This window comes from Nakamurella alba (genome assembly GCF_009707545.1).
GTDB classification, from domain to species: Bacteria; Actinomycetota; Actinomycetes; order Mycobacteriales; family Nakamurellaceae; genus Nakamurella; species Nakamurella alba.
In genome coordinates this window covers 57305-77610 of sequence record NZ_WLYK01000002.1, presented here as the reverse complement: position 1 = coordinate 77610, position 20306 = coordinate 57305, and the positions used below count along the sequence as shown (strand labels likewise).

Sequence of the window (20306 nt, the reverse complement as noted above, 5' to 3'; positions counted from 1 at the left end):
CGCTGCTCCGTCGCGCGCGAGCACCCCTGCTCCGCCGTCACCGAGCACCGGCCGCCGCACCACTAGTCTGGCCGCGTGTCGTTCCTCATCGCCCCCAGCATCCTGTCCGCCGACTTCGCCCGGCTCGCCGACGAGGCGGCGTCGGTGCGTGGCGCCGACTGGCTGCACGTGGACGTGATGGACAACCACTTCGTGCCGAACCTGACCCTGGGCCTGCCGGTGGTGCAGTCGCTGCGCGCCGCCACCGACATCCCGCTGGACTGCCACCTGATGATCGAGGACCCGGACCGCTGGGCGATCGGCTACGCCGAGGCCGGCGCGTACAACGTCACCGTGCACGCCGAGGCCGTGCGCGACCCGATCACCACCGCCGTCGACCTGCGGGCCGCCGGGGCGAAGGCCGGGCTGTCGCTCAAGCCGGGCACCGATCTCGACGACTGGATCGACGTGCTCCCGCACTACGACACCTTGCTGGTGATGACGGTGGAGCCCGGGTTCGGCGGGCAGTCGTTCATGCCGGAGATGATGGACAAGGTGCGCCGGGCCCGCCGCATGGTGCAGACCGGCCACCTGCGGCTGGTGGTGCAGGTCGACGGCGGCATCGCACCGGACACCATCGCCGAGGCCGCCGAGGCCGGCGCGGACTGCTTCGTGGCCGGATCCGCCGTCTACGGGAGTGCCGATCGGGCGCACGCCGTCGCCGAACTCCGCCGACTGGCCGAGACGGCGGTCACACCGGAATCCGACTGATCGGGGTCACCGCAGGTCACAGGGTCGGGATCGGCATGAGCGGGCGGACCCGACGCCACCGGTGACGCGCCGCCATCCGGCACAGAGGACAATGGACCGACCGGCCGACGTGGGCACGCGGCCGGTGACCGGTCGTAGACCGGCGCCGAGCGGCCGGCGTTCGCTCCGGTGGCCGGCCGAGATGCAGAAGGCGGGACCATGTTCACCGGGATCGTGGAGGAGCGCGGCGAGGTCGTCGCGCTGGATCTGGCCGCCGACGGCGCGGACGCGCGGGTGACCGTGCGCGGGCCGAAGGTCACCGGCGACGTGCACCACGGCGACTCCATCGCGGTCTCCGGGGTCTGTCTCACCGTCGTCGCGTCCACCGCCGACACCTTCACCGCGGATGTCATGTCCGAGACGCTGGTCCGGACCACCGCCCGCGACTGGGCGCCGGGCCGCGAGGTCAACCTGGAGCGGTCGATGACCCCGGAGGGCCGGATGGGCGGCCATGTCGTCCAGGGCCACGTGGACGGGGTCGGCACCGTCGTCGCCCGCACTCCGCACCCCGGTTACGACGAGTTCCGGATCGCGGTCGGCAACGAACTCGCCCCGTACATCGCCGGCAAGGGTGCCGTCGCCGTCGACGGCATCTCGCTGACCGTGATCGACGTGCAGGACACCCCGTCGGGCGCCGAGTTCACCCTGGGCATCATCCCGGAGACCCGGTCCGCCACCACCCTCGGCGTCGCGCAGGTCGGGACCACGGTGAACATCGAGGCGGACGTCATGGCGAAATATGTCGAGCGGCTGCTGACGTTCAGGTCGCGGGAGGCGTGATGACCGAGAGCAAGCAGCAGCAGCGCACCAGGGTCCGGCAGGACAACGGCTTCGACACCATCGAGTTCGCCGTCGCGGAGATCGCGGCCGGCCGGCCGATCGTGGTCGTCGACGACGAGGACCGGGAGAACGAGGGCGACCTGATCTTCGCCGCGGAGCTGGCCACGCCGGAGCTCATCGCGTTCATGGTCCGCTACACCTCCGGCTACGTCTGCGTGCCGATCACCGAGGACGAGGCCGACCGGCTCGACCTGCCGCCGATGTCCCGGGTCAACCAGGACCCGCGCGGCACTGCCTACACGGTCACCGTCGACGCCCGGTCGGGCATCCAGACCGGCATCTCGGCCGCCGACCGCGCGCACACCATCCGGTTGCTCGCCGACCCGACCTCCACCGCCGCCGACTTCTCCCGACCGGGTCACGTCGTGCCGCTGCGGGCCCGGGCCGGCGGGGTGCTGGTCCGTCCCGGCCACACCGAGGCCGCCGTCGACCTCACCGAGCTGGCCGGGCTGTCCCCGGCCGCCGTGCTCTGCGAGATCGTCAGCGAGAAGGACCCGCTGGGCATGGCCCGCACCGACGAGCTCCGGGTCTTCGCCGACGACCACGACCTGGCACTGATCTCCATCGCCGACCTGGTGGCCTACCGCAGGGCCAAGGAGGTGCAGATCCGCAAGGTCGCCGATGCCCGGCTGCCGCTGCCGCAGGGCGAGTTCCGCGCCGTCGGCTACCTCTCCACGGTGACCGGCCGGGAGCTGATCGCCCTGGTGCACGGCGACCTGGGTGACGGGTCGGACGTGCTGGTGCGGGTGCACTCCGAGTGCCTGACCGGCGACGTGCTCGGCTCGCTGCGCTGCGACTGCGGCCCGCAGCTGCACGCCGCGCTGGACGCGGTGGTCGCCGAGGGCCGCGGCGTCGTGCTCTACATCCGGGGGCACGAGGGTAGGGGGATCGGCCTGCTGGAGAAGCTCCGCGCCTACGAACTGCAGGACTCCGGCGCCGACACGGTCGACGCCAACCTGATGCTCGGCCTGCCCGCCGATGCCCGGGAGTACGGCACCGGGGCCCAGGTGCTCGCCGACCTCGGCATCACCTCGATGCGGCTGCTCACCAACAACCCGCAGAAGCGGGCCGGGCTGGAGGGCTACGGGCTGCACATCGTCGGCCGGGTGCCGTTGCCGGCATCGGTGAATCCGGAGAACCTGAAGTACCTGACCACCAAGCGGGACCGGATGGGCCACGAGTTCACCGACCTCGACCTGAACCAGCTGAACGGAGCCGGCCATGCCTGACCGACCCGCACCGGAAACACCGGGGACCGACCGATGAGCGGCGACGGGCGACCGCCGCTGGAGATCCCGGCCGCCGCCGGGATGCGGGTGGGCGTCGTCGCGGCCAGTTGGAACGCCGACCTCACCGACCTGATGCTGGAGCGGGCGCTGGACGTCTGCCGGCAGGCGGGCACCGCCACCCCGACCGTCGTCCGGGTCCCGGGCTGCGTCGAGATCCCCGTAGTGGCACAGCAACTCGCCGCCGACAACGAGGCGGTCATCGCCCTCGGCGCGGTGATCCGTGGCGCCACCCCGCACTTCGACTACGTCTGCGACTCGGTGACCCAGGGCCTGACCCGGGTGTCGCTGGACGCCGGGACCCCGGTCGGCAACGGCGTGCTCACCTGCAACACCCACGAGCAGGCGGTCGAGCGCAGCGGCGTCCCCGGATCCCTCGAGGACAAGGGCGGCGAGACCGCGGCCGCCGCGCTGCGGACGGCGCTGGTGCTCCGGCAGCTGCGCGCCCCGGCGACGGCCATGGGATTCGCCCGATGAGCCGGCACCAGGGGGTCCTGCTGACGGTGCGGCCGCGCCGCATGACGATCTACGCGAGCATCTCCGCCGCGGTGGTGGTGATCGCGATGGTGATCGTCGGTATCGCGCTGCGGAACTCCGAGGCCGGGATCAGTTTCCGGGTCGCCGACCAGATCGCGCTGGTCGGGCTCGGTGTGCTGATCGGTGCCGGCATCCTGCTGATGGCCCGGCCCCGGCTGCAGGTCACCGAACAGGGCCTGTGGGTGCGGAACGTGCTGGGGGAGCGGTTCTTCGAGTGGGAGCTGGCCCACCGCATCGCGTTCCCCGAGGGTGCGAACTGGGCACAGCTGCAGCTGCCCGACGACGAGGTGCACGCCGTGATGGCGATCCAGGCGATGGACCGGCAGCGGGCCGTCACGGCCCTGCAGGCCGCCCGGGAGCTGCGCGAGCGGTTCGCGGGTCCGCCGCCGGCCCCGCCGGCCCGGGACGAGGCACTGTTCGCCGCGGAGTCCTCCCGCCCGCTCGGCCGGCTCGAGAAGATCGACCGGATCAAGGCTGCCCAGGGCGCGCAGCAGCGCGACTCCCGCCCCGGCAGGTGAACCGCGGCCCGATCGCGGTGATCGGATCCCTGGTGGTGCTGGTGGTCTTCCAGATCGCCGGCGGGGTGCTGGTGGCCGTGACGCACCTCCCGCTGCCGGGCCCGGTGGTGGGTCTGGTGCTGCTCGCGCTCGCACTGGTGATCGGGCCGAAGGGGCGGCAGTGGCGGCGGGAACGGCTGCAGCCCAGCGCCGACGGCCTGCTGGTGCTGCTGCCGCTGCTGTTCGTCCCGGCCGGTGTCGGTGTGATCGCCTACCTGCCGGTGTTGTGGGCGCACATCGGCGCGCTGGCCGCCGCGCTGCTGATCTCCGCCGCGGCCACCCTGCTGGTCACCGCGCTGCTGCTCAACTCCCTGCTGCGTCGGCGGGCCCGCGCGTGAGCGTGCTCGGCACGGCCATCGTGCAGAACCCGGTCTTCGGTGTCGGCCTGACCGCCGGCACCTACTGGGGTGCCGTCGGACTGCACCGCCGGCTCGGTCGGAACCCTTTGCTGACACCGGTGTTCGTGACCATCGTGATCGTCGCCGGGGTGCTGGAGCTGCTGGGCATCGACTACGCCGACTACCTGACCTCGGTGCAACCGATCTCGCTGCTGCTCGGCCCCGCGACCGTCGCGCTGGCGGTGCCGCTGGTGGTCGCCGCCCGCGGCCTCCGGGACGCCGCGGTCCCGGTGCTGGTTGCCGTCGTCGCCGGCTGCCTGACCGCGCTGCTGACCACCTGGGGCGTGCTCCGGTTGTTCGGGGTGGACAAGGACCTGCTGCTCTCGATGCTCACCAAGTCGGTGACGACACCGGTGGCGCTGGGTGTCTCGGCCGAGATCGGCGGCACCGCCCCGCTGGCCGCCGTGTTCTCCATCGTCACCGGCATCATCGGTGCCGTGGCCGGGCCGTCCCTGCTGCGGCTCGCCCGGATCCGGGACGAGCGGGCCCGCGGGCTCGCCGTCGGGGTGGCGGCGCACGGCATCGGCACCGCCGCGATCCTGGCCGAGAGCGAGAAGGCCGGCGGCTGGTCCGGGGCCGGCATGGTGCTGTCCGCACTGCTCACGACGGCACTGCTGCCGGTGGTGGTGCCACTGGCCGACTCCGCGGGGTTGCTCGGCCGGTGAACACACATCCCGAACTCGCCGCCCTGGTCGAGATGGCCACCTACCGGCGCGGTGTCGAGTACACGCGGTCCGGTATGGCCCGGGTGCTGGAGGAGAGCGAGGGCACCGTCGCCGGCCAGGTCCGGGGCAGCGGCGGCCGCATCTACCGGACCAGCGTCGAGTACTCGGTGACCGGCAACGGTTCCTACAACGACTTCTACGGCCGGTGCTCCTGCCCGATGGGCCTGGACTGCAAGCACGCCGTCGCCCTGCTGCTCACCGCGGCCAACCCGGTGCCCACCGGGGCGTTCGGCCTGCCCGAGGTGCGCCGGACCCCCGAGTGGGAACGCCGGATGCAGGGCCTGGTGCCGGCGTTGATCAGCGTGGAGCACAAGCCGTTGGCGATCGGGTTCGAGCTGGTCGGCGCGCAGCAGGGCCGGTTCTCCGGCTACCGGGTGCCGCCGCACGTGGAGGTGCGACCGCTCCGGCCCGGCAAACGCGGCTGGGTCCAGCTCGGATCACGCTGGGGCAGCCTGCGCACCTCCTCGGCCGCCGCCGACTACCTGCCCGATCATCTCGACGTGGTCGGTGATCTGGCCCTGGTCTGCGGCCTGGGCGCGCAGTCGTACGGCAGCACCGACACGGTCGACCTGCGCCACGTCGACTCGCCGGCACTCTGGGACGTGCTCGAGCGGGCGCAGCAGGTGGGCGTCGCGCTGATCGGTGCGCGCAAGCCGAACCTCCCGGTCACGGTCGCCCCCGACCGCCCGGTCGCCCAGGTCGAACTCCGCGGCGCCGGCAAGGATGTCGAGCTGGTCGCGGTGCTGCCGACCGCCGACGGGGTGCTGGAGAACGACCTGGTGCCGATCGGCGCGCCGGCGCAGGGCGCGGTCACCCACGGGCCGGACGGCGGTCTGGTACTGGTCCGGCTGGCCGAGCGGGCCGACCGCACCTGGACCCGGCTGGTGGAGGACGGGCTGCTGCGCATTCCCGCCGGCGACCACGAGATGTTCGTCGAGCGCTACCTTCCCGGCCTCGCCGGGGCGGGCGTCCGGACCACCGGCAGGGCCCGCGAACTGGCCACCGTGACCCCGCCGGACCTGGTGCTGGTGGTCCGCACCTCCGGTCCGCACCGGGTGCACACCGAGTGGCACTGGGCCTACCGCAAGGGATCCGGGGTGCAGCGGGTGCCGCTGCACGAGCAGAACCGCGCCGTGCTGCGCGATCCGGTCACCGAGGCCGAGGTGCTGGCCGCGGTCCGGCCGGTGCTGGCGGCCGCGGGATGGTCCGAGAACGACGCCGAGGGCAACGGTCTCGCCACCGTGCGACTGGTCAGCGAGGTGCTGCCGGCGCTGGCCGCGATCGAGCACGTCCGGGTCGAGGTCACCGGTGACCTGGCCGACTACCGCGAGGTGGTGGACGGCCCGGACATCGAGATCGGGCTGGCGCCGGCCGGAGATGCCACCGACTGGTTCGACCTGGCCGTGACCGTCACCCTGGACGGCACCGCCGTGCCGTTCGACCAGCTCTTCCGGGCGCTGGCCGCCGGCGAGGAGGTGCTGATCCTGCCGGACGGCAGCTGGACCACGCTGGACCGGCCGGAGTTGCAGCGGCTGCGGTCGCTGATCGAGGAGGCCCGCGGGCTGCAGGAGCGCGGCACCACCGGGGTGCGGGTCAGCCGGTTCCAGGTGTCCTGGTTCGCCGAGCTCGAGGAGCTCGGCGTGGTGGACGCGCAGTCGCGGGAGTGGTCCGCCCGGATGCGCGAGATCACCGACGCCGACCTGGATCCCGCCGAGGTGCCCACCGGTCTGGCGGCCACCCTGCGGCCCTACCAGCTCGACGGGTTCCGCTGGCTGGACCTGCTGCGCCGGCACCGGCTGGGCGGGATCCTCGCCGACGACATGGGTCTGGGCAAGACGGTGCAGACGCTGGCGATGATCCTGGCGGCCCGCACCGATCCGGACCGGGATGCCACGACGGCCGACGGCCCGTGGCTGGTGGTGGCGCCGACCAGCGTGGTCGGCAACTGGCAGTCGGAGGCGAAGAAGTTCGCGCCGGAGCTGAGAACCCTGGTGGTGACCGAGACCTCGGCCCGCCGCGGGTACGACCTGGCCGGCGCCGCCGCCGGCGCGGACATCGTGATCACCTCGTACACGCTGTTCCGGCTCGAGTACGAGCAGTACGCGGAGATCGGCGTCGCCGGGCTGGTGCTGGACGAGGCGCAGGCGATCAAGAACCACCAGTCGAAGGCGTTCGGCTGCTGCAAGCGGCTGCCCGCCCCCATCAAGCTGGCCATCACCGGCACCCCGGTGGAGAACAACCTGATGGAACTCTGGTCGCTGTTCTCCGTCGTCGCCCCCGGGCTGCTGGGCAACCCGACCCGGTTCACCGAGGGCTACCGCACGCCCATCGAACGCGGCGGCGACAACGATGCGCTGGCCCGGCTCCGCCGCCGCATCGAACCGCTGATGCTGCGCCGCACCAAGGATCTCGTCGCCAAGGACCTCCCGCCCAAGCAGGAGCAGGTGCTGGAGCTGGAACTCGAACCGGCGCACCGCCGGCTCTACCAGAAGCACCTCAACCGGGAGCGGCAGAAGGTGCTGCGGCTGATCGAGGACGTGGACACGAACCGGTTCGAGATCCTGCGCTCGCTGACGGTGCTGCGGCAGCTGGCGATCGATCCCTTCCTGGTCGACCCGGAGGCCGACGTCCCGTCGACGAAGCTGAACGAGCTGATGGACCTGCTCGGCGAGATCGCCCAGGAGGGCCACCGGGTGCTGGTGTTCAGTCAGTTCACCCGCTTCCTCGGCCGGATCCGGGAGCGGCTGGAGGCGGCCGGCATCGAGTACTCCTACCTGGACGGCGCCACCCGCGACCGGGTCGGCGTGGTGCAGGGGTTCAAGACGGGGGAGCAGCCGGTCTTCCTGATCAGCCTCAAGGCCGGCGGCGTCGGGCTCAACCTGGCCGAGGCCGACTACTGCATCCTCACCGACCCGTGGTGGAACCCGGCGACCGAGGCGCAGGCGGTGGACCGGGCGCACCGGATCGGCCAGACCCGGCCGGTGATGGTCTACCGGCTCGTCTCGAAGGACACCATCGAGGAGAAGGTCATGCAGCTCAAGGCCGCCAAGGCCTCGCTGGTGGAGAGCGTGATGTCCGGTGAGGGCACCGCGTCCGCCGCCCTCACCGCCGAGGACCTCCGCGCCCTCCTGGACTGAGCAGCGCCGGGGTTCTCGCCCGGACCCGGCACCTGCCGGGCCTCAGCTCTCGCCCGGACCCTGGCCCGGCTCGTCGGGCACCAGGGAGTACTCGCGGAAGGCCTTCTGCAGCGCGCCGAGCCCGTCCCGGAACGCCGCCGCGTGCGGGCCGAGGTCCGGCAGCGACGCGCGGAGCAGCCCGGCCAGCGCGGTGATCAGTTGGCGGGCCTGGTCCAGGTCGCGATGCTCGGGGTCGGTCGGGTCGTCGGAGGCCAGCCCCAGTTGCTCGGCGGCCGCCGACATCAGCATCACCGCGGCCCGGCTGATCACCTCGACCGCGGGGATGTCCACGAGATCCCGGTCGGGTGCCGCGTTCCGCGGGGCCGGGGTGTCGCGGGCGGGATCGATCGGGGGAAGGCTCACGCCGGTCAGCTTGTCATGCCGGAGCGGCCGAACCCGCCGCCTGCGCCCCGGCAGTGGCCGGAGGCACGATCGGCTTCACCGAGGGCCGGAACCCGGCCAACGTCATCGCGCCGCCGACGGCCAGCACGAATCCGGCGGCGGCCACGCCGGCCAGCCCGGACCGGACCGCGTCGCCGAGGAAGAGCAGACCGACAGCGGACGGCAGGACCGTTTCGGTGGCGTAGGTGATGGAGGCCACCATGGTGACCGTCCCGCGTTCCAGGGCGGCGGCGAACGAGACGGTGGCCAGCACCCCGTTGATCGCGACCGCCAGCACACCCGGGTCGATCAGTGCCGCCCAGCCGCCTGCCGGGATCGCCAGGGTGCGGGCGGCGACCGCCACCGCGGTGAATCCGGAACCGGCGGCGAGGGCCAGCAGCACGGCCGACCGCGCGCCCTTCGTCCGCAGCCCGAGCACCAGCAGCAGGGCGGTCGGCGCGGCCCAGAACAGCGGCGCCCAGCTCCACCACACCGAGAGCGGAGGCACCTGGCCGGGCCGCGCGGCGAGCGAGATCAGCACCAGCCCGACCAGCATCGCCACCAGCGCACAGGCCGACCGGCGGCCGAGGGGGGTGCCGAGGATCCGGGCCAGCACCGCGCTGACGCCGACACTGGTCGCCACCCCGGCCTGCACCAGGAACAGCGGGAGGTACTGCATCGCCGCGGCCGCGGCCAGGAACCCGAGCAGGTCGATCAGCAGGCCGATCACGTAGAACGGCTGCCGGGCCATGCCGGCCACCCCCGGTCGGCCGGCGGCGGTGGCCCGGTGCGCACCCCGCGCCTCCATCACCGATGCGCTGCCGCTGAGCACCGAGGCCAGCACCACCAGCAGCAGACCGGTCACCATGCGTACATTCTCTACGCGAGCCCGCCGCGAGCGGAGCCCGGATCGCCGACGGGTGCACGCGGAGCACGGTGATCTCCGCCGCGTCGGTGTCGACGCCCGGATGCGACCCTGGGCCGGACCGCCGACCGGCCGCCGACCGGCCGCCGACCGGGTGCTCGCCCGGTGCCGGCCGGCGCGCCCCACCGGTCCCGGCCCGATCCGGAGCGGTCGGAACTGCGGCGATGTCCGTGTAGACTGTTCCCTGCGACCGGCCTGTGTGCTGCGTCCCGGACGGATCGGACCACCGAATCCCGGACAGGACTCGCCACGGGCCTCGCTCCGGGACCGAGACGATCGGGCCCCGGGGCGTCCAAGTGGAGCCCGACTCCCACCCGTACCGCCACCGGCGGACGGGTCTCCGGTCCGGGGATCTTCCTAGATCCCCGGCGTGCGTCGCCGCCCTTCACCGGGTGGTGGCGACCGGTCGTGTCGGGTCCCGTGGTGCCTGAAAGGCATCCGGGACCTTTCGCATTCCGGGGGACCGTCGGGGTCCGGTTGGCGCGGAGAGGTACCGATCGTCGGCAGCATCCCACGTCATCGTTCCCAGGAGGACTCAATCAGCGTCGAACCACGCATCAACGACAGGATCCGCGTTCCCGAGGTGCGCCTGGTCGGAGCGGAGGGCGAGCAGATCGGCATCGTCTCCGTCACCGAGGCGCTGCGCATGGCGCAGGACGCCGACCTCGACCTCGTCGAGGTCGCGCCCGACGCCCGGCCGCCGGTCTGCAAGCTCATGGACTACGGCAAGTTCAAGTACGAGAGCGCGCAGAAGGCCCGTGAGGCACGCCGCAACCAGGTCCTGACGGTCATCAAGGAGATGAAGCTCCGGCCGAAGATCGACAACCACGACTACGAGACCAAGAAGGGTCACGTCGTGCGTTTCCTTCAGGCCGGGGACAAGGTCAAGGTCACCATCATGTTCCGCGGACGCGAGCAGTCCCGCCCCGAGCTGGGGTTCCGGCTGCTGCAGCGGCTCGCCCAGGATGTCGCCGAGCTCGGCGTCATCGAGAGCGCGCCCAAGCAGGACGGCCGCAACATGATCATGGTCCTGGCCCCGCACAAGTCGAACAAGACCCGCCCGGTTCCGGCAGCAGCCGCGAGCTAGGCACCCGGGTACGGCTCCCGCCGCCGCCCGGGAACGGGCGGCGGCAACGCCGTGCCGTCACCGGTGGGCCACCCGGCCCGCGAGGTGAACGGCCGGTGGCCGACCCGGCACGAAGAACCCAGTTCCAGACGAACACGACAGGACATCGACATGCCCAAGAACAAGACCCACTCCGGGATCTCCAAGCGGGTCAAGGTCACCGGCTCCGGCAAGATCACCCACGCCGGCTCCGGCAAGCGGCACAACCTGGAGAAGAAGTCCAGCCGGCAGACCCGCCGGATGGACGGCGCCAAGGAGATCGCCGCCGTCGACGTCCCGCGCGTCCGCCGCATGCTCGGCATCTGACGACACCCCCCATTCCACCCCCTGCCGGACCGGGCACGAACGCCCGGACCGGTGCCAGACCAGAAAGACAGGTGTCGTCATGGCCCGCGTGAAGCGCGCAGTGAACGCCCAGAAGAAGCGCCGCACGATCCTCGAGCACGCCTCCGGCTACCGCGGCCAGCGCTCCCGGCTGTACCGCAAGGCCAAGGAGCAGGTGCTGCACTCGCTCAACTACGCCTACAACGACCGCCGCAAGCGCAAGAACGACTTCCGCAAGCTGTGGATCGCGCGTATCAACGCCGCCGCCCGCCAGAACGGCATGACCTACAACCGCTTCGTCCAGGGCCTCAAGGTCGCCGGCGTCGAGGTGGACCGCAAGGTGCTCGCCGACCTGGCCGTGCGTGACGCCGCCGCGTTCACCGCGCTCGTCGAGATCGCCAAGGCCGCGCTGCCCGCCGAGGCCGACGCCGCCTGATCCATCGGCTCTGCCCCGCAGAGACCAGCACCACCCGACGCCCGGACCCGCCTCGGCAGGTCCGGGCGTCGGTGTCTCCCGGAGCCGGCGACCGCCGCCGCCTCCTGTTCCGCGCACGCCCGGAGGTACCCGTGAACCGTCCCGCCAGCCCGTCCGTCGAGGGCGACGGCGACCGCTCCGCCGACTCCGCCGCCGTGCTCACCGAGAAGGCCGGCCGGATCGTCGCTGCGCACAAGCTGCTCCGCCGCAGCCGGCGCACCGAGACCGGTGAGTTCCTCGCCGACGGGGCGCAGGCCGTCCGTGAGGCGATCGCCGCCGAGGCCGACCGGCCGGGGACCGTGCTCGAGGTCTACGTCACCGAGACCGCCGGCAACCGCAACCGCGACCTGCTGCGTGCCGCGTTCGCTGCCGGCCTGACCGTCACCCAGGTGACCGACCGGGCGGCGGCCGCGCTGTCCGACGCCGTGCACCCGCAGGGCCTGGTCGCCCGGTGCCGGATCCACGAGACCCCGCTGGCCGACGTCCTCGCCGCCGGGCCGCGGATGCTGGCGGTGCTGGTCGAGACCGGAGATCCGGGTAACGCCGGCACCATCGTCCGGCTGGCCGACGCCACCGGCTGCGACGCGGTGGTCTTCGCCGGGGACGCGGTGGACCCGTTCAACCCTAAGGCCGTCCGCGCCACCACCGGGAGCCTGTTCCACCTGCCCGTCGTCCGGGTGCCGGACACCGCGCAGCTGATGGCCGAGCTGTCGTCCGCCGGTCTGGCCGTGATGGCGACCTCCGGTGCCGGCGATCTCGACCTGGACCAGGTGGAGGAGCAGGGCCTGCTGGAACTGCCGACCGCCTGGCTGTTCGGGTCCGAGGCGCACGGGCTGCCGGAGGCCGTGATGACCGCCGCCGATGCCGTGGTGTCGGTGCCGATCTACGGCCGCGCCGAGTCCCTCAACCTCGCCACCGCCGCCGCCGTCTGCCTCTACGCCGCCGCCCGCGCCGCCCGCCGCCGCCCCACCCCCTGACGCCCCCACCCGGCGCGAGGATCATCATCGTCAACGCGTAGGAAGTCGGCGACTCCTGTCCCACCCGTCCCGACGGTGGCAACTTCCTACGCGCGCAAGGGTTCTCGCCGGGGCGGGTGCCAGGTTCGCCGATCAGCCTGCCGGTCCCCGGGCACTCGTCTCCCCGGATCCGGGACCTTTTCCGTTGCTGTGCAAGGGTTTCGGTCCCCGATTCGTGGTCGGGCCGAGCGGGTGGTCCGGTCGAACGATCCAGCGGGAACGCCTGTCGGCATCGAGGACCCACTCCTGCGTGTCAGTCGCGGCCGAACGGTGCGGGTCGCCGGATCGCTCTGAATCCGGGACCACTTCCCCTGCTGTGCAAGGGATTCGGTCCCCGATCGTAGCCCCGGCCGCGTCACGGACGTCGACCTGCCCGGCAGCCGGGCCACGAAAGTCACGTGGACGCCGCAGGGTCCTCACTGCTGCATCGCGTCGCCGATGTAGGAGTACTTCACGTAGACGTCGGGCGCGTGACCGGCCTGCTCGAGGACACCCTGCACGGCGGTGAGCATGTACTTGGAGTCCCACCCCATGTACAGGTGGCGGCCGTCGGCGATCTCGTCCCAGTGCCCGTTCCAGGCCGGCTCGGCGAAGATCGGGCCGCCGCGCAGCGCGACGAAATCCTCGACGGCACCGCGGGAGTCGGCCCACAGGCGCTTGAAGATCCGGTTGAACAGGTACCGGATGTCGTGCACCTCCCAGTGCTCCCCGCGGTACTCGACGTAGTCGAACTCACGCTCCCACCCCCGGGGCCAACCCCGCCGACGCTTCGCGTCGAGGATCGGGGTGAGCCCGTCGTCGTCGATGGGGCCGGAGCCCGGCCGCGCCCAGATCCGTAGCAGCTCCGTGGTCAACGACGCCGTCCGGGCCGCGATCGCCGCGGTGCCCCAGGCGGGCACGCCGGCCAGTGCGGAGGTCAGCGGGACGGTGCTGCCCGGGTAGACGGAGTCGCGCTTGTCCGGGAAGGACAGCTCCAGCGCCCGGTCGGCGAGCGGGCGCTCCAGCAGGGTGAGGTTGCCGAGGGTGTCGGCGAGCGCCCGGTGGCTGTTCTGCTCGTCCTCGGAGTAGTCGGCCCAGATCCGCCGCCCGTCGCCGGTCCAGGTGTCCGCCGGGGCGAGCGGGAACACGTGCTCGAGGTCGAGCGGGCCGGCCGCACCGATCACCTCGCCGCCGGCCAGTCGGCTCAGCACGTACCGCGGGTGCGGCAGCGGCCGGTACTTCAGCGCGATCCGCACCCGCTCGTCGGATGGCGTGATCCGGGCCATCGCCACCACCAGGGCCGCCGGGCCGTCCAGGGCCGCGCGGCACAGCCGGGCCACCAGTCGGTCCGTGCCGATCTCGACGATCGTCCGCCGCAGCAGCAGCGACTGGATGTCGGTGAGCACGGTCACCAGGGTGTCGGCGTCCACCAGCCCGGTCCGGTAGCCGTGATAGGCGCGCATCACCAGCGGGTACGTGCCGTGGCCGAACACGTTGAGGTGGGCCAGGTGTCGGGCGATCCGCGGGTCCGGTTCGAGTTCCGGACCGAGCAGCACCTGGTAGACCTCGGCGTAGCCGACCCACTCGGCGGCGAGGTCCGGCAGGGTGCCGCGGTCCAGCCGCGGGAAGCGCTGGTGGAAGGCGTCGTAGACCCCGCGCTCGCCGGCCGCCACCACCTCTCGCCCGGTGGTCATCACCAGGTAGTGCCGCCAGAAGCGGCCGATCGCCTCTCCGGTCGCCCGCTCGATCGGCGCCCAGAAGGTGTCCTCGATCCGGTTCTGCTCGGCGTGCGACAGCCCCATCAGCACGTAGTTGTGGATCAGCTCGTCGTCGCGCAGCGGCTCACCGGTCGAGTTCAGGCTCTCGAAGATCTGCTGGGCATTGGCGTCAGCGCCGAGACTGATCGCGACGTGCTCGAGCTTGCACAGCCCGCGCCAGATCCGCGGCGCCTCGTCCGCGGACACCTGGCTCCGGAAGAAGGCGTAGTTGTCCGCGAACCGGGAGTCCGCCGTCCCGTCACCGGCCGCACGCCTGTCCAGCACGACGTCCTCGAACACCTCGGCCCAGGCATGGTGCGGCCGCAACTTGGTGCGACCCGTGCCGGGCCGGACCAGGAGGCCGTCGATCTCCGCGGCGACCTCCGGGTGGGCGGCCCGCAGGGTGTGCTGCACGGCGGCGGCCAGCAGCATCAACGTGGTGATCCGCTGCTGACCGTCGATCAGCACCAGTTCCGCCGGGTCGGCCCCCGTTTCCCCGCCCGCACCCGTCTCCTCACCTGCACCCGCCCCCGCCGACAGGATCGAACCGATGAAGTGGGTGTGCCGGTCCTCGAAGTCCGCGACGGCCCGGACGTCGGTGAGCAATTGCTCGCAGCGGCCGATGTCCCACCGGTACTGGCGCTGGTAGACCGGGACCACGATCGACGTGTCCGCCGCGGAGAGCCACGCAACGGTGTTGACCGCTCGTGCGTCCACGTTGGCGGCGGCATCGGTTCCGGTGCTGATCTGGGCGCTCATCGGCAACTACCCTAGGCGGATGTCGGTGGTGCCCGGGCCATGACACCCGGGCGTAGGCTTACCTAACTCGGCACGGTCAGGCGCCTCATGCGGCCCGAACACCGGGCCCGGACGAACGGGTCATCCGTGACCCACACGAAGGGATTGAGAGTCACACCATGGGTTACATCAAGTCGGCCGCTCTGGAAGAAACCGGCTACGTCGTCCTCGACAGCTACCAGCAGGAACTCGACCCCAAGGAGTGGCTGGACATCGAGTTCGTCGACTGGAAGTCCTCGGGCGACACCCGGTTCGCGCCGCTGGCCAGCGCCTTCGGCGAGATCGAGTGCAACGGCTTCTGGAACCACACCCCGCCGCGCACCGACAAGGACGGCGTGTGGATCCCGGCGCAGACCGAGAAGGCGCCGAACCTGACCCGCCGGGCGCAGGAGCCCGGCGCGAACGTCGGCCGCTGCCGGATCATCGAGCTGCAGCCCAACACCTATGCGGACTGCCTCTACAACCTGCACCAGGATGACAACAACCGGCTCAACCCGGACGGCACCGGCTGGGTGGTGCGCGGCTTCTTCAACCTCACCGACGACAAGGACAGCTACTTCGTCCTCCGGGAGAACCGCACCGACCCGTCGGAGGAGACCCGGATCGCGCTGCCGGCCGGCGCCCAGCTGATCATCGACACCCAGCGGCTGTGGCACGCGGCCACCCACGTCGGCACCGATCCGCGCTACTGCCTGATCACCTCGTGGGAGTCCGGCCCGCAGCTCGACGAGTACATCGCGAAGTACAACGGCCGGGCGCACGCCGACAACGTCGCCGTGCCGCAGGAGCTGCTGGATGCCGGCCAGGCCGAGCAGTCCCGCCGGATCGCCGCCCGCGCCGCCGCCCTGGCGGCCCGCGGCCGTGAAGAGGTCACCGCGATGAGCGAGGCCTGATCGGCCCCGCTCCGCCGCGAGCGAAGCACCTGACGGAGGACCGCGGAGCATCTGACAGGAGGACCGCGGAGCACCTGACGGTAGGACCGCGGAGCACAGCACGGAAGGACCGTCACCCGATCCGGGTGGCGGTCCTTCCGTCGCCCGTGCCCGGGGCGGTGCGCAGGAACAGGGCGAGCAGTCGGTCGAGCTCCCGGCGCTGGGCCGGGGTCAGACCACCCTGGAGGTCCACCAACCCGGCGAGGTGGCCGTCGGTGGCCCGGTCGACCAGGGCGAGCCCGGCCGGGGTGAGCCCGGCCAGCGTGCCGCGCCCGTCGTCGGGATCCGGCCGCCGCTCGACCAGGCCGGCCCGTTCCAGCTTGTCCAGCCGGTGCGTGGTCGCGGCGGGGGAGAGCAGCATCGCGGCGGCCAGCCGGCCGGCGGACAGCAGGTGCGGCGCGCCGGAGCGCCGCAACGTGGCCAGCACGTCGTACTCGCCGCGCTGCAGCCCGAAGCGCGCCAGGTTCTCCTCGATGGCCGCCCGGGCCAGGGTGTCGGCGCGGGTGAGCCGACCGAACAGTGCCATCGGGGTCGGATCGATCTCCGGCCGCTCCGCCCGCCACTGGTCGAGCATCGTGCGGACCGGGGCGTCGGCATCGGTCGGGGCACTCGCCGGGGTCTCGGTCACGGCGCTGCGCGCCCGTCGGTCGTCCACCACCCGACCATTCTTGCAAATTTCCTTCCACGTCGAAAGAACTGTGGCACACTCTTTCGACATGGAACAACTTCGGACGACATCGGGCACCGATCCCGCCGGCGTGGTGCACCGGCTCTACCGGGCGCTGGCGGTCGGCGACATCGATGCAGCAGCAGCGACTCTCACTGACGACACGGTGCTGCACGTGCCCGGGACCGGGATCAATGTTGGCACCTGGACCGGCCGCGCCGGGGTGCTCGACTTCGTGCAGAAGGCGGCGGAGACCACCGCCGGTACGCTCCGCCTCACCCTGCACCGCGCGTTCGCCGACGACGAATGGGCGGTCGGCCTCGCGACCTACACCGCCACCCGGCCGGGCCGGGAGGTGGTGCTGGAGAACCATCTGGCGCACGTCATGCGGCTGCGCGGCGGGCTGATCGCCGAGGGCTGGCTGCAGGCCAGGGACCAGTACGCCGTCGACGCCTTCTGGGCCCGGTGAGCGGGATGGTCGTCATCACCTCGTCGGTCGAGGTCGCCGCGGACTTCCGGACGGTGGCGGCGCTGGTGCTGGACTGGGGCCGGGATGCGGAATGGCGCACCGTCCTGGACGTCCGGACCACCCCGCCCGGTCCTGCGGTCCTTGGGCAGCAGATCGTAGAACGGCTGCGGTTCGCCGGCCTGGTGTTCGAGACCCCCACGGTGATCAAGGATGTCGCCCGGCTGTCAGGAGCCGTTCGCATCACCTATGCGGGTGGCAGTTCCTCGGTCACGGTGTCCGGCAGCCGCGCGGTGCACGACCTGGGCGGCGGTCGATGTCGGATCGACACCCGGCTGGAGCTCGCGCTTCGCGGGCTGCTCCGGCAGTTCACCAGGATGCTGGCGCCGTCCTACCGACGACGCAGCGACGCCGATCTCCGCCGGGCAGCAATGCTGCTCGAGCGCGCCGCCACTCCGACCGGCTCCTGGGGTCGGGCCTGACCCAGGTCGGGAGCCTGCGACCCAACGGCCTGGGCGGCATCGGGCTGGGAGGGAATGGGCTGGGGAGCAACGCCTTGGGAGGCAATGGGGGCGGCAGCGACCGGCGGAGCGGGCTCCCGGCGCTTCCCGGTCAACAGCAGCACCATCGCACCGAGCACGGTCGCCGCACCGAGGTACTGCACCGGCGCCGGGATCTCGCCGAACAACAGGGCGGCCGAGGCGGCCGTCACCACCGGTTCGATGCAGGACAGCACCGCGGCCACCGACGGCCCGACGATCCGCAGCCCGCGGAGGAACAGGCTGATGGCGAGCAGGGTCGACACGATCGCGAACAGCATCGGCCACAGCCAGCCCGACGGCTCGGTGGCCATTGCGGTGCGGCCGCTGGCCAGCATCCACCCGCCCAGGGTCACCGTGGCGGAGGAGCTGACGATCGCGGTGACCAGGTACGGATCGGTCGCCGCCGGGACGACGTCGGACACGATGATGTACAGGGCGTAAACCACGGCACAGGCGAGGGCGAGCACCACGCCGGTCATCGAGAAGCCGGTCCCGCCACCGCCCCCCAGCAGCAGGACGAGCCCGATCGTCGTGCAGGCGAGCGCCAGCACGCTGCGGGCACGGACCCGCTCGCGGCGCAACGCGATCGCCATCAGGAAGACCAGCGCGGGGTACACGTAGACGAGCTGTGCCACCAGGCCGGCGTCCAGCAGGGTGATCGCCTGGAAGTACAGGGCGGCCTGCAAGGCGTAGCCGACGGCACCCAGCGCGATACAGATCCAGATGGTGCGCCGCTCCGGCCGGGCCGGGCGGCGGATCGCGACGATCGCCCAGAGCAGCAGCGAGGCGATCGCGAACCGAACGGTGAGCAGGGACGGGACGTCCCACCCCGCGGCGTAGCCGGCCTTCGCGATCACCGCCGACAGGCCGAAGCAGACCGCGGAGAGCAGGCACAGCAGGACGCCCGCGGCGGGGATGCCCTTCTGGGTGCCAACGGCGGCGGGGGAGGTCGACGGGGCGGTGGGCAGGGTCATGGGCAGGGCGGGGCCGGTCGGGAGAGGCGAACCGGGAGCGCTGGTCGGTGCGGGTGTCACGTCGACGACGCTAGAAGACAGCGGGCCGACGGGGTAGCCTCGCTGTCCTGGGGCTGCCGAAGGGAAATCCTTGTGCTCACCTTGCACCAGCTGCGCTGTTTCGAGGCCACCGTCCAGGGCGGCTCACTGACCGCTGCGGCGAGCGACCTCGGACTGGCCCAGCCCTCGGTCGCGGAGCAGATCCGCACCCTCGAGCGCAGTCTCGGGGTGTCGCTCTTCCGCCGGGTCGGGCGCGGGGTGGTGCCGACCGAGGCGGCCGACCTGCTGCTGCCGCACGCCCGGCGCACCTTGGCCGCGGCACAGGAGGCGGCGGACGCCGTGGCGGCGACCAGGGAGATGCTCAGCGGGACCGTGCGGTTCGGGCTGTTCGGCACCGCCCGGCTCTACGTCGGGGCCGAGCTCGCCGCGGACCTGCTGCAGCGGTACCCGGATCTGCGGGTGGAACTGATCGGCCAGCACAGCCAGCACGTGCTGGCGGAGATGCGCCGCGGCCGGCTGGAGGCGGCGCTCATCGCGCTGCCGGTCCCCGACGCCTCGCTGGCGGTGCGGCCGGTCGGCCGGGACGAGGAGGTCTACGTCAGCACCGATCCGGACCGGGTGCGCCGGCCGGTGACCGCGGACGCGCTGGCCAGGGCCCGGTTGGCACTGTCGGAGTCGAGCTGGCGCGATCAGGACCCGGCCTGGCTCGGGCTGGCCAGTCGGGTGCAGGCGATCGGGGAGAACCTGGACGTGCAGGTGCTGGTGGAGGACGTCGAGACCTCGCTGGAGATCGCCGCCACCGGGGTGGTGGACACCATCGCGGCGAGAGGTGTGCTGCGCCGGCTCGGCGACAGGATCCCCGGACTCCACTGGAACTCCCTGCGCCCCAGGCTCTTCGACGAGTTCGCGATCGTCCACCGCAAGGACGTCCCGTTGTCCAGGCCCACCGCCGTGGTCGTCGAGCTGGTGGTGCAGCGGATGCGGCAGGCACTCGGCGGGCTGCTGCCGCCGGAGCGCGGCGGAGCAGCAGCCGGACCGACGATGGACGACGCGCGGCCCTGACGCACGGCCATGAACCTTCGGCGCTGACCCCACGGCTCTGACCCCCGCGAACAGAGGATCGTCGGATCGCAGCGGCCCGGAGATCCACCGGCGGCCGGATAAATGGCACGACACGACAGCGGCTGCGGAGTAACGTCCGTGGTGTCCGGTTGCGCGAGAGTGTCGACCGGGCAACGGGGGTCAGTCCGCTGTTGTCACCGGTGCGCAGGTGCCGGTTACTTCTCGACCGTCGGTCCGGCACCACGCCCCTCCGGTTCGCCGGGCGGTGGTGGTGACCGGTCGCGGGCCGCGCCGCGTGCGCGGGTTCCCGGCACCGACTCGAACTCGGTGACGGCACGGACGCCCGATGCGCAGGTGACGGTTACTTCTGGCGCAACCGTGGTTCGATTCCGCGGGCGTCGGCACCGGCTGGTCCGGACCGGCGCGACCGTCGCCGACCCGTTCCCGGGCGCCCCCGACCTTGCAGTCCCACGGTGGCCGGCGCACCAGCGCCGACCCCCGTGGAACTGCCTGCACCGCAGGTGTTGTCCGACCT

The 20306-nt window shown here is 72.2% G+C and carries 21 protein-coding genes; 16 read left to right on the top strand and 5 right to left on the bottom strand.

Annotated elements, in window-relative coordinates; translation table 11 throughout:
* Positions 1 to 75 precede the first annotated feature (75 nt).
* The 8 genes from rpe to GIS00_RS08965 all read left to right on the top strand — a co-directional run bounded on the left by rpe (position 76) and on the right by GIS00_RS08965 (position 8269).
* The gene (rpe, locus tag GIS00_RS09000; protein ID WP_322097748.1) at positions 76 to 750 is read left to right on the top strand and encodes a ribulose-phosphate 3-epimerase; all 675 of its coding nucleotides are present in this window, start codon (positions 76 to 78) and stop codon (positions 748 to 750) included.
* A gap of 198 nt (positions 751 to 948) precedes the next feature.
* Entirely contained in the window at positions 949 to 1569 is a 621-nt protein-coding gene (locus GIS00_RS08995; protein WP_154768119.1) for a riboflavin synthase, read from the top strand.
* Positions 1569 to 2858 carry a bifunctional 3,4-dihydroxy-2-butanone-4-phosphate synthase/GTP cyclohydrolase II gene (locus tag GIS00_RS08990; RefSeq protein WP_154768118.1) on the top strand — a complete coding sequence of 430 codons (1290 nt, stop codon included), beginning with the start codon at positions 1569 to 1571 and terminating at the stop codon, positions 2856 to 2858. The genes GIS00_RS08995 and GIS00_RS08990 overlap by 1 nt, the downstream gene beginning before the upstream one ends.
* A 33-nt stretch (positions 2859 to 2891) precedes the next feature.
* Positions 2892 to 3392, top strand: coding sequence for a 6,7-dimethyl-8-ribityllumazine synthase (ribH, locus tag GIS00_RS08985; RefSeq protein ID WP_154768117.1), 501 nt, complete (start codon positions 2892 to 2894; stop codon positions 3390 to 3392).
* Entirely contained in the window at positions 3389 to 3970 is a 582-nt protein-coding gene (locus tag GIS00_RS08980; RefSeq protein ID WP_154768116.1) for a PH domain-containing protein, read from the top strand. The genes ribH and GIS00_RS08980 overlap by 4 nt, the downstream gene beginning before the upstream one ends.
* Entirely contained in the window at positions 3967 to 4347 is a 381-nt protein-coding gene (locus tag GIS00_RS08975; RefSeq protein ID WP_322097747.1) for a CidA/LrgA family protein, read from the top strand. The genes GIS00_RS08980 and GIS00_RS08975 overlap by 4 nt, the downstream gene beginning before the upstream one ends.
* Positions 4344 to 5072, top strand: coding sequence for an LrgB family protein (locus GIS00_RS08970; protein WP_322097746.1), 729 nt, complete (start codon positions 4344 to 4346; stop codon positions 5070 to 5072). The genes GIS00_RS08975 and GIS00_RS08970 overlap by 4 nt, the downstream gene beginning before the upstream one ends.
* Entirely contained in the window at positions 5069 to 8269 is a 3201-nt protein-coding gene (locus tag GIS00_RS08965; RefSeq protein ID WP_154768115.1) for a DEAD/DEAH box helicase, read from the top strand. Before GIS00_RS08970 ends, GIS00_RS08965 begins: the two co-directional genes overlap by 4 nt.
* A gap of 42 nt (positions 8270 to 8311) precedes the next feature.
* Here the strand turns inward: GIS00_RS08965 and GIS00_RS08960 are convergent, their stop codons facing one another.
* Both GIS00_RS08960 and GIS00_RS08955 read right to left on the bottom strand, forming a co-directional pair.
* Positions 8312 to 8671 carry a DUF1844 domain-containing protein gene (locus GIS00_RS08960; protein WP_322097745.1) on the bottom strand — a complete coding sequence of 120 codons (360 nt, stop codon included), beginning with the start codon at positions 8669 to 8671 and terminating at the stop codon, positions 8312 to 8314.
* A gap of 13 nt (positions 8672 to 8684) precedes the next feature.
* Entirely contained in the window at positions 8685 to 9557 is an 873-nt protein-coding gene (locus GIS00_RS08955; RefSeq protein ID WP_154768113.1) for a hypothetical protein, read from the bottom strand.
* Between the two features lie 595 nt (positions 9558 to 10152).
* On the opposite strand from GIS00_RS08955, the gene infC reads away from it, so the two are divergent.
* The 4 genes from infC to GIS00_RS08935 all read left to right on the top strand — a co-directional run bounded on the left by infC (position 10153) and on the right by GIS00_RS08935 (position 12516).
* On the top strand, positions 10153 to 10701 hold the full coding sequence (infC, locus tag GIS00_RS08950; protein WP_407666825.1) for a translation initiation factor IF-3: 549 nt from the start codon (positions 10153 to 10155) through the stop codon (positions 10699 to 10701).
* Between the two features lie 150 nt (positions 10702 to 10851).
* Positions 10852 to 11046 (top strand): 50S ribosomal protein L35, encoded by a 195-nt coding sequence (gene rpmI, locus GIS00_RS08945; RefSeq protein WP_154768112.1) that lies wholly within the window; start codon positions 10852 to 10854, stop codon positions 11044 to 11046.
* Between the two features lie 79 nt (positions 11047 to 11125).
* Positions 11126 to 11500, top strand: a complete 375-nt coding sequence (gene rplT, locus GIS00_RS08940) for a 50S ribosomal protein L20 (protein WP_154768111.1) — start codon at positions 11126 to 11128, stop codon at positions 11498 to 11500.
* A gap of 131 nt (positions 11501 to 11631) precedes the next feature.
* Positions 11632 to 12516 (top strand): TrmH family RNA methyltransferase, encoded by an 885-nt coding sequence (locus tag GIS00_RS08935; protein WP_322097744.1) that lies wholly within the window; start codon positions 11632 to 11634, stop codon positions 12514 to 12516.
* 455 nt (positions 12517 to 12971) lie between these two features.
* Here the strand turns inward: GIS00_RS08935 and GIS00_RS08930 are convergent, their stop codons facing one another.
* Positions 12972 to 15050, bottom strand: coding sequence for a DUF262 domain-containing protein (locus GIS00_RS08930; protein ID WP_154768110.1), 2079 nt, complete (start codon positions 15048 to 15050; stop codon positions 12972 to 12974).
* Positions 15051 to 15208: 158 nt separating this feature from the next.
* On the opposite strand from GIS00_RS08930, the gene GIS00_RS08925 reads away from it, so the two are divergent.
* Complete coding sequence (locus tag GIS00_RS08925; protein ID WP_154768109.1) at positions 15209 to 15982, top strand: hypothetical protein; 774 nt, start codon at positions 15209 to 15211, stop codon at positions 15980 to 15982.
* Between the two features lie 112 nt (positions 15983 to 16094).
* Here the strand turns inward: GIS00_RS08925 and GIS00_RS08920 are convergent, their stop codons facing one another.
* The gene (locus tag GIS00_RS08920; protein WP_322097743.1) at positions 16095 to 16679 is read right to left on the bottom strand and encodes a MarR family winged helix-turn-helix transcriptional regulator; all 585 of its coding nucleotides are present in this window, start codon (positions 16677 to 16679) and stop codon (positions 16095 to 16097) included.
* Between the two features lie 58 nt (positions 16680 to 16737).
* Here GIS00_RS08920 and GIS00_RS26855 point away from each other — a divergent pair, with 58 nt between their 5' ends.
* Positions 16738 to 17157, top strand: coding sequence for a nuclear transport factor 2 family protein (locus tag GIS00_RS26855; RefSeq protein ID WP_196073195.1), 420 nt, complete (start codon positions 16738 to 16740; stop codon positions 17155 to 17157).
* Between the two features lie 5 nt (positions 17158 to 17162).
* On the top strand, positions 17163 to 17636 hold the full coding sequence (locus GIS00_RS08910; RefSeq protein WP_230313375.1) for an SRPBCC family protein: 474 nt from the start codon (positions 17163 to 17165) through the stop codon (positions 17634 to 17636).
* Here the strand turns inward: GIS00_RS08910 and GIS00_RS08905 are convergent.
* Positions 17546 to 18730, bottom strand: coding sequence for a DMT family transporter (locus GIS00_RS08905; protein ID WP_154768106.1), 1185 nt, complete (start codon positions 18728 to 18730; stop codon positions 17546 to 17548). The genes GIS00_RS08910 and GIS00_RS08905 overlap by 91 nt on opposite strands.
* A gap of 72 nt (positions 18731 to 18802) precedes the next feature.
* Here GIS00_RS08905 and GIS00_RS08900 point away from each other — a divergent pair, with 72 nt between their 5' ends.
* A complete protein-coding gene (locus tag GIS00_RS08900; protein WP_322097742.1) occupies positions 18803 to 19771 on the top strand; it encodes a LysR family transcriptional regulator in 969 nt (322 codons plus the stop codon).
* Positions 19772 to 20306 lie beyond the last annotated feature (535 nt).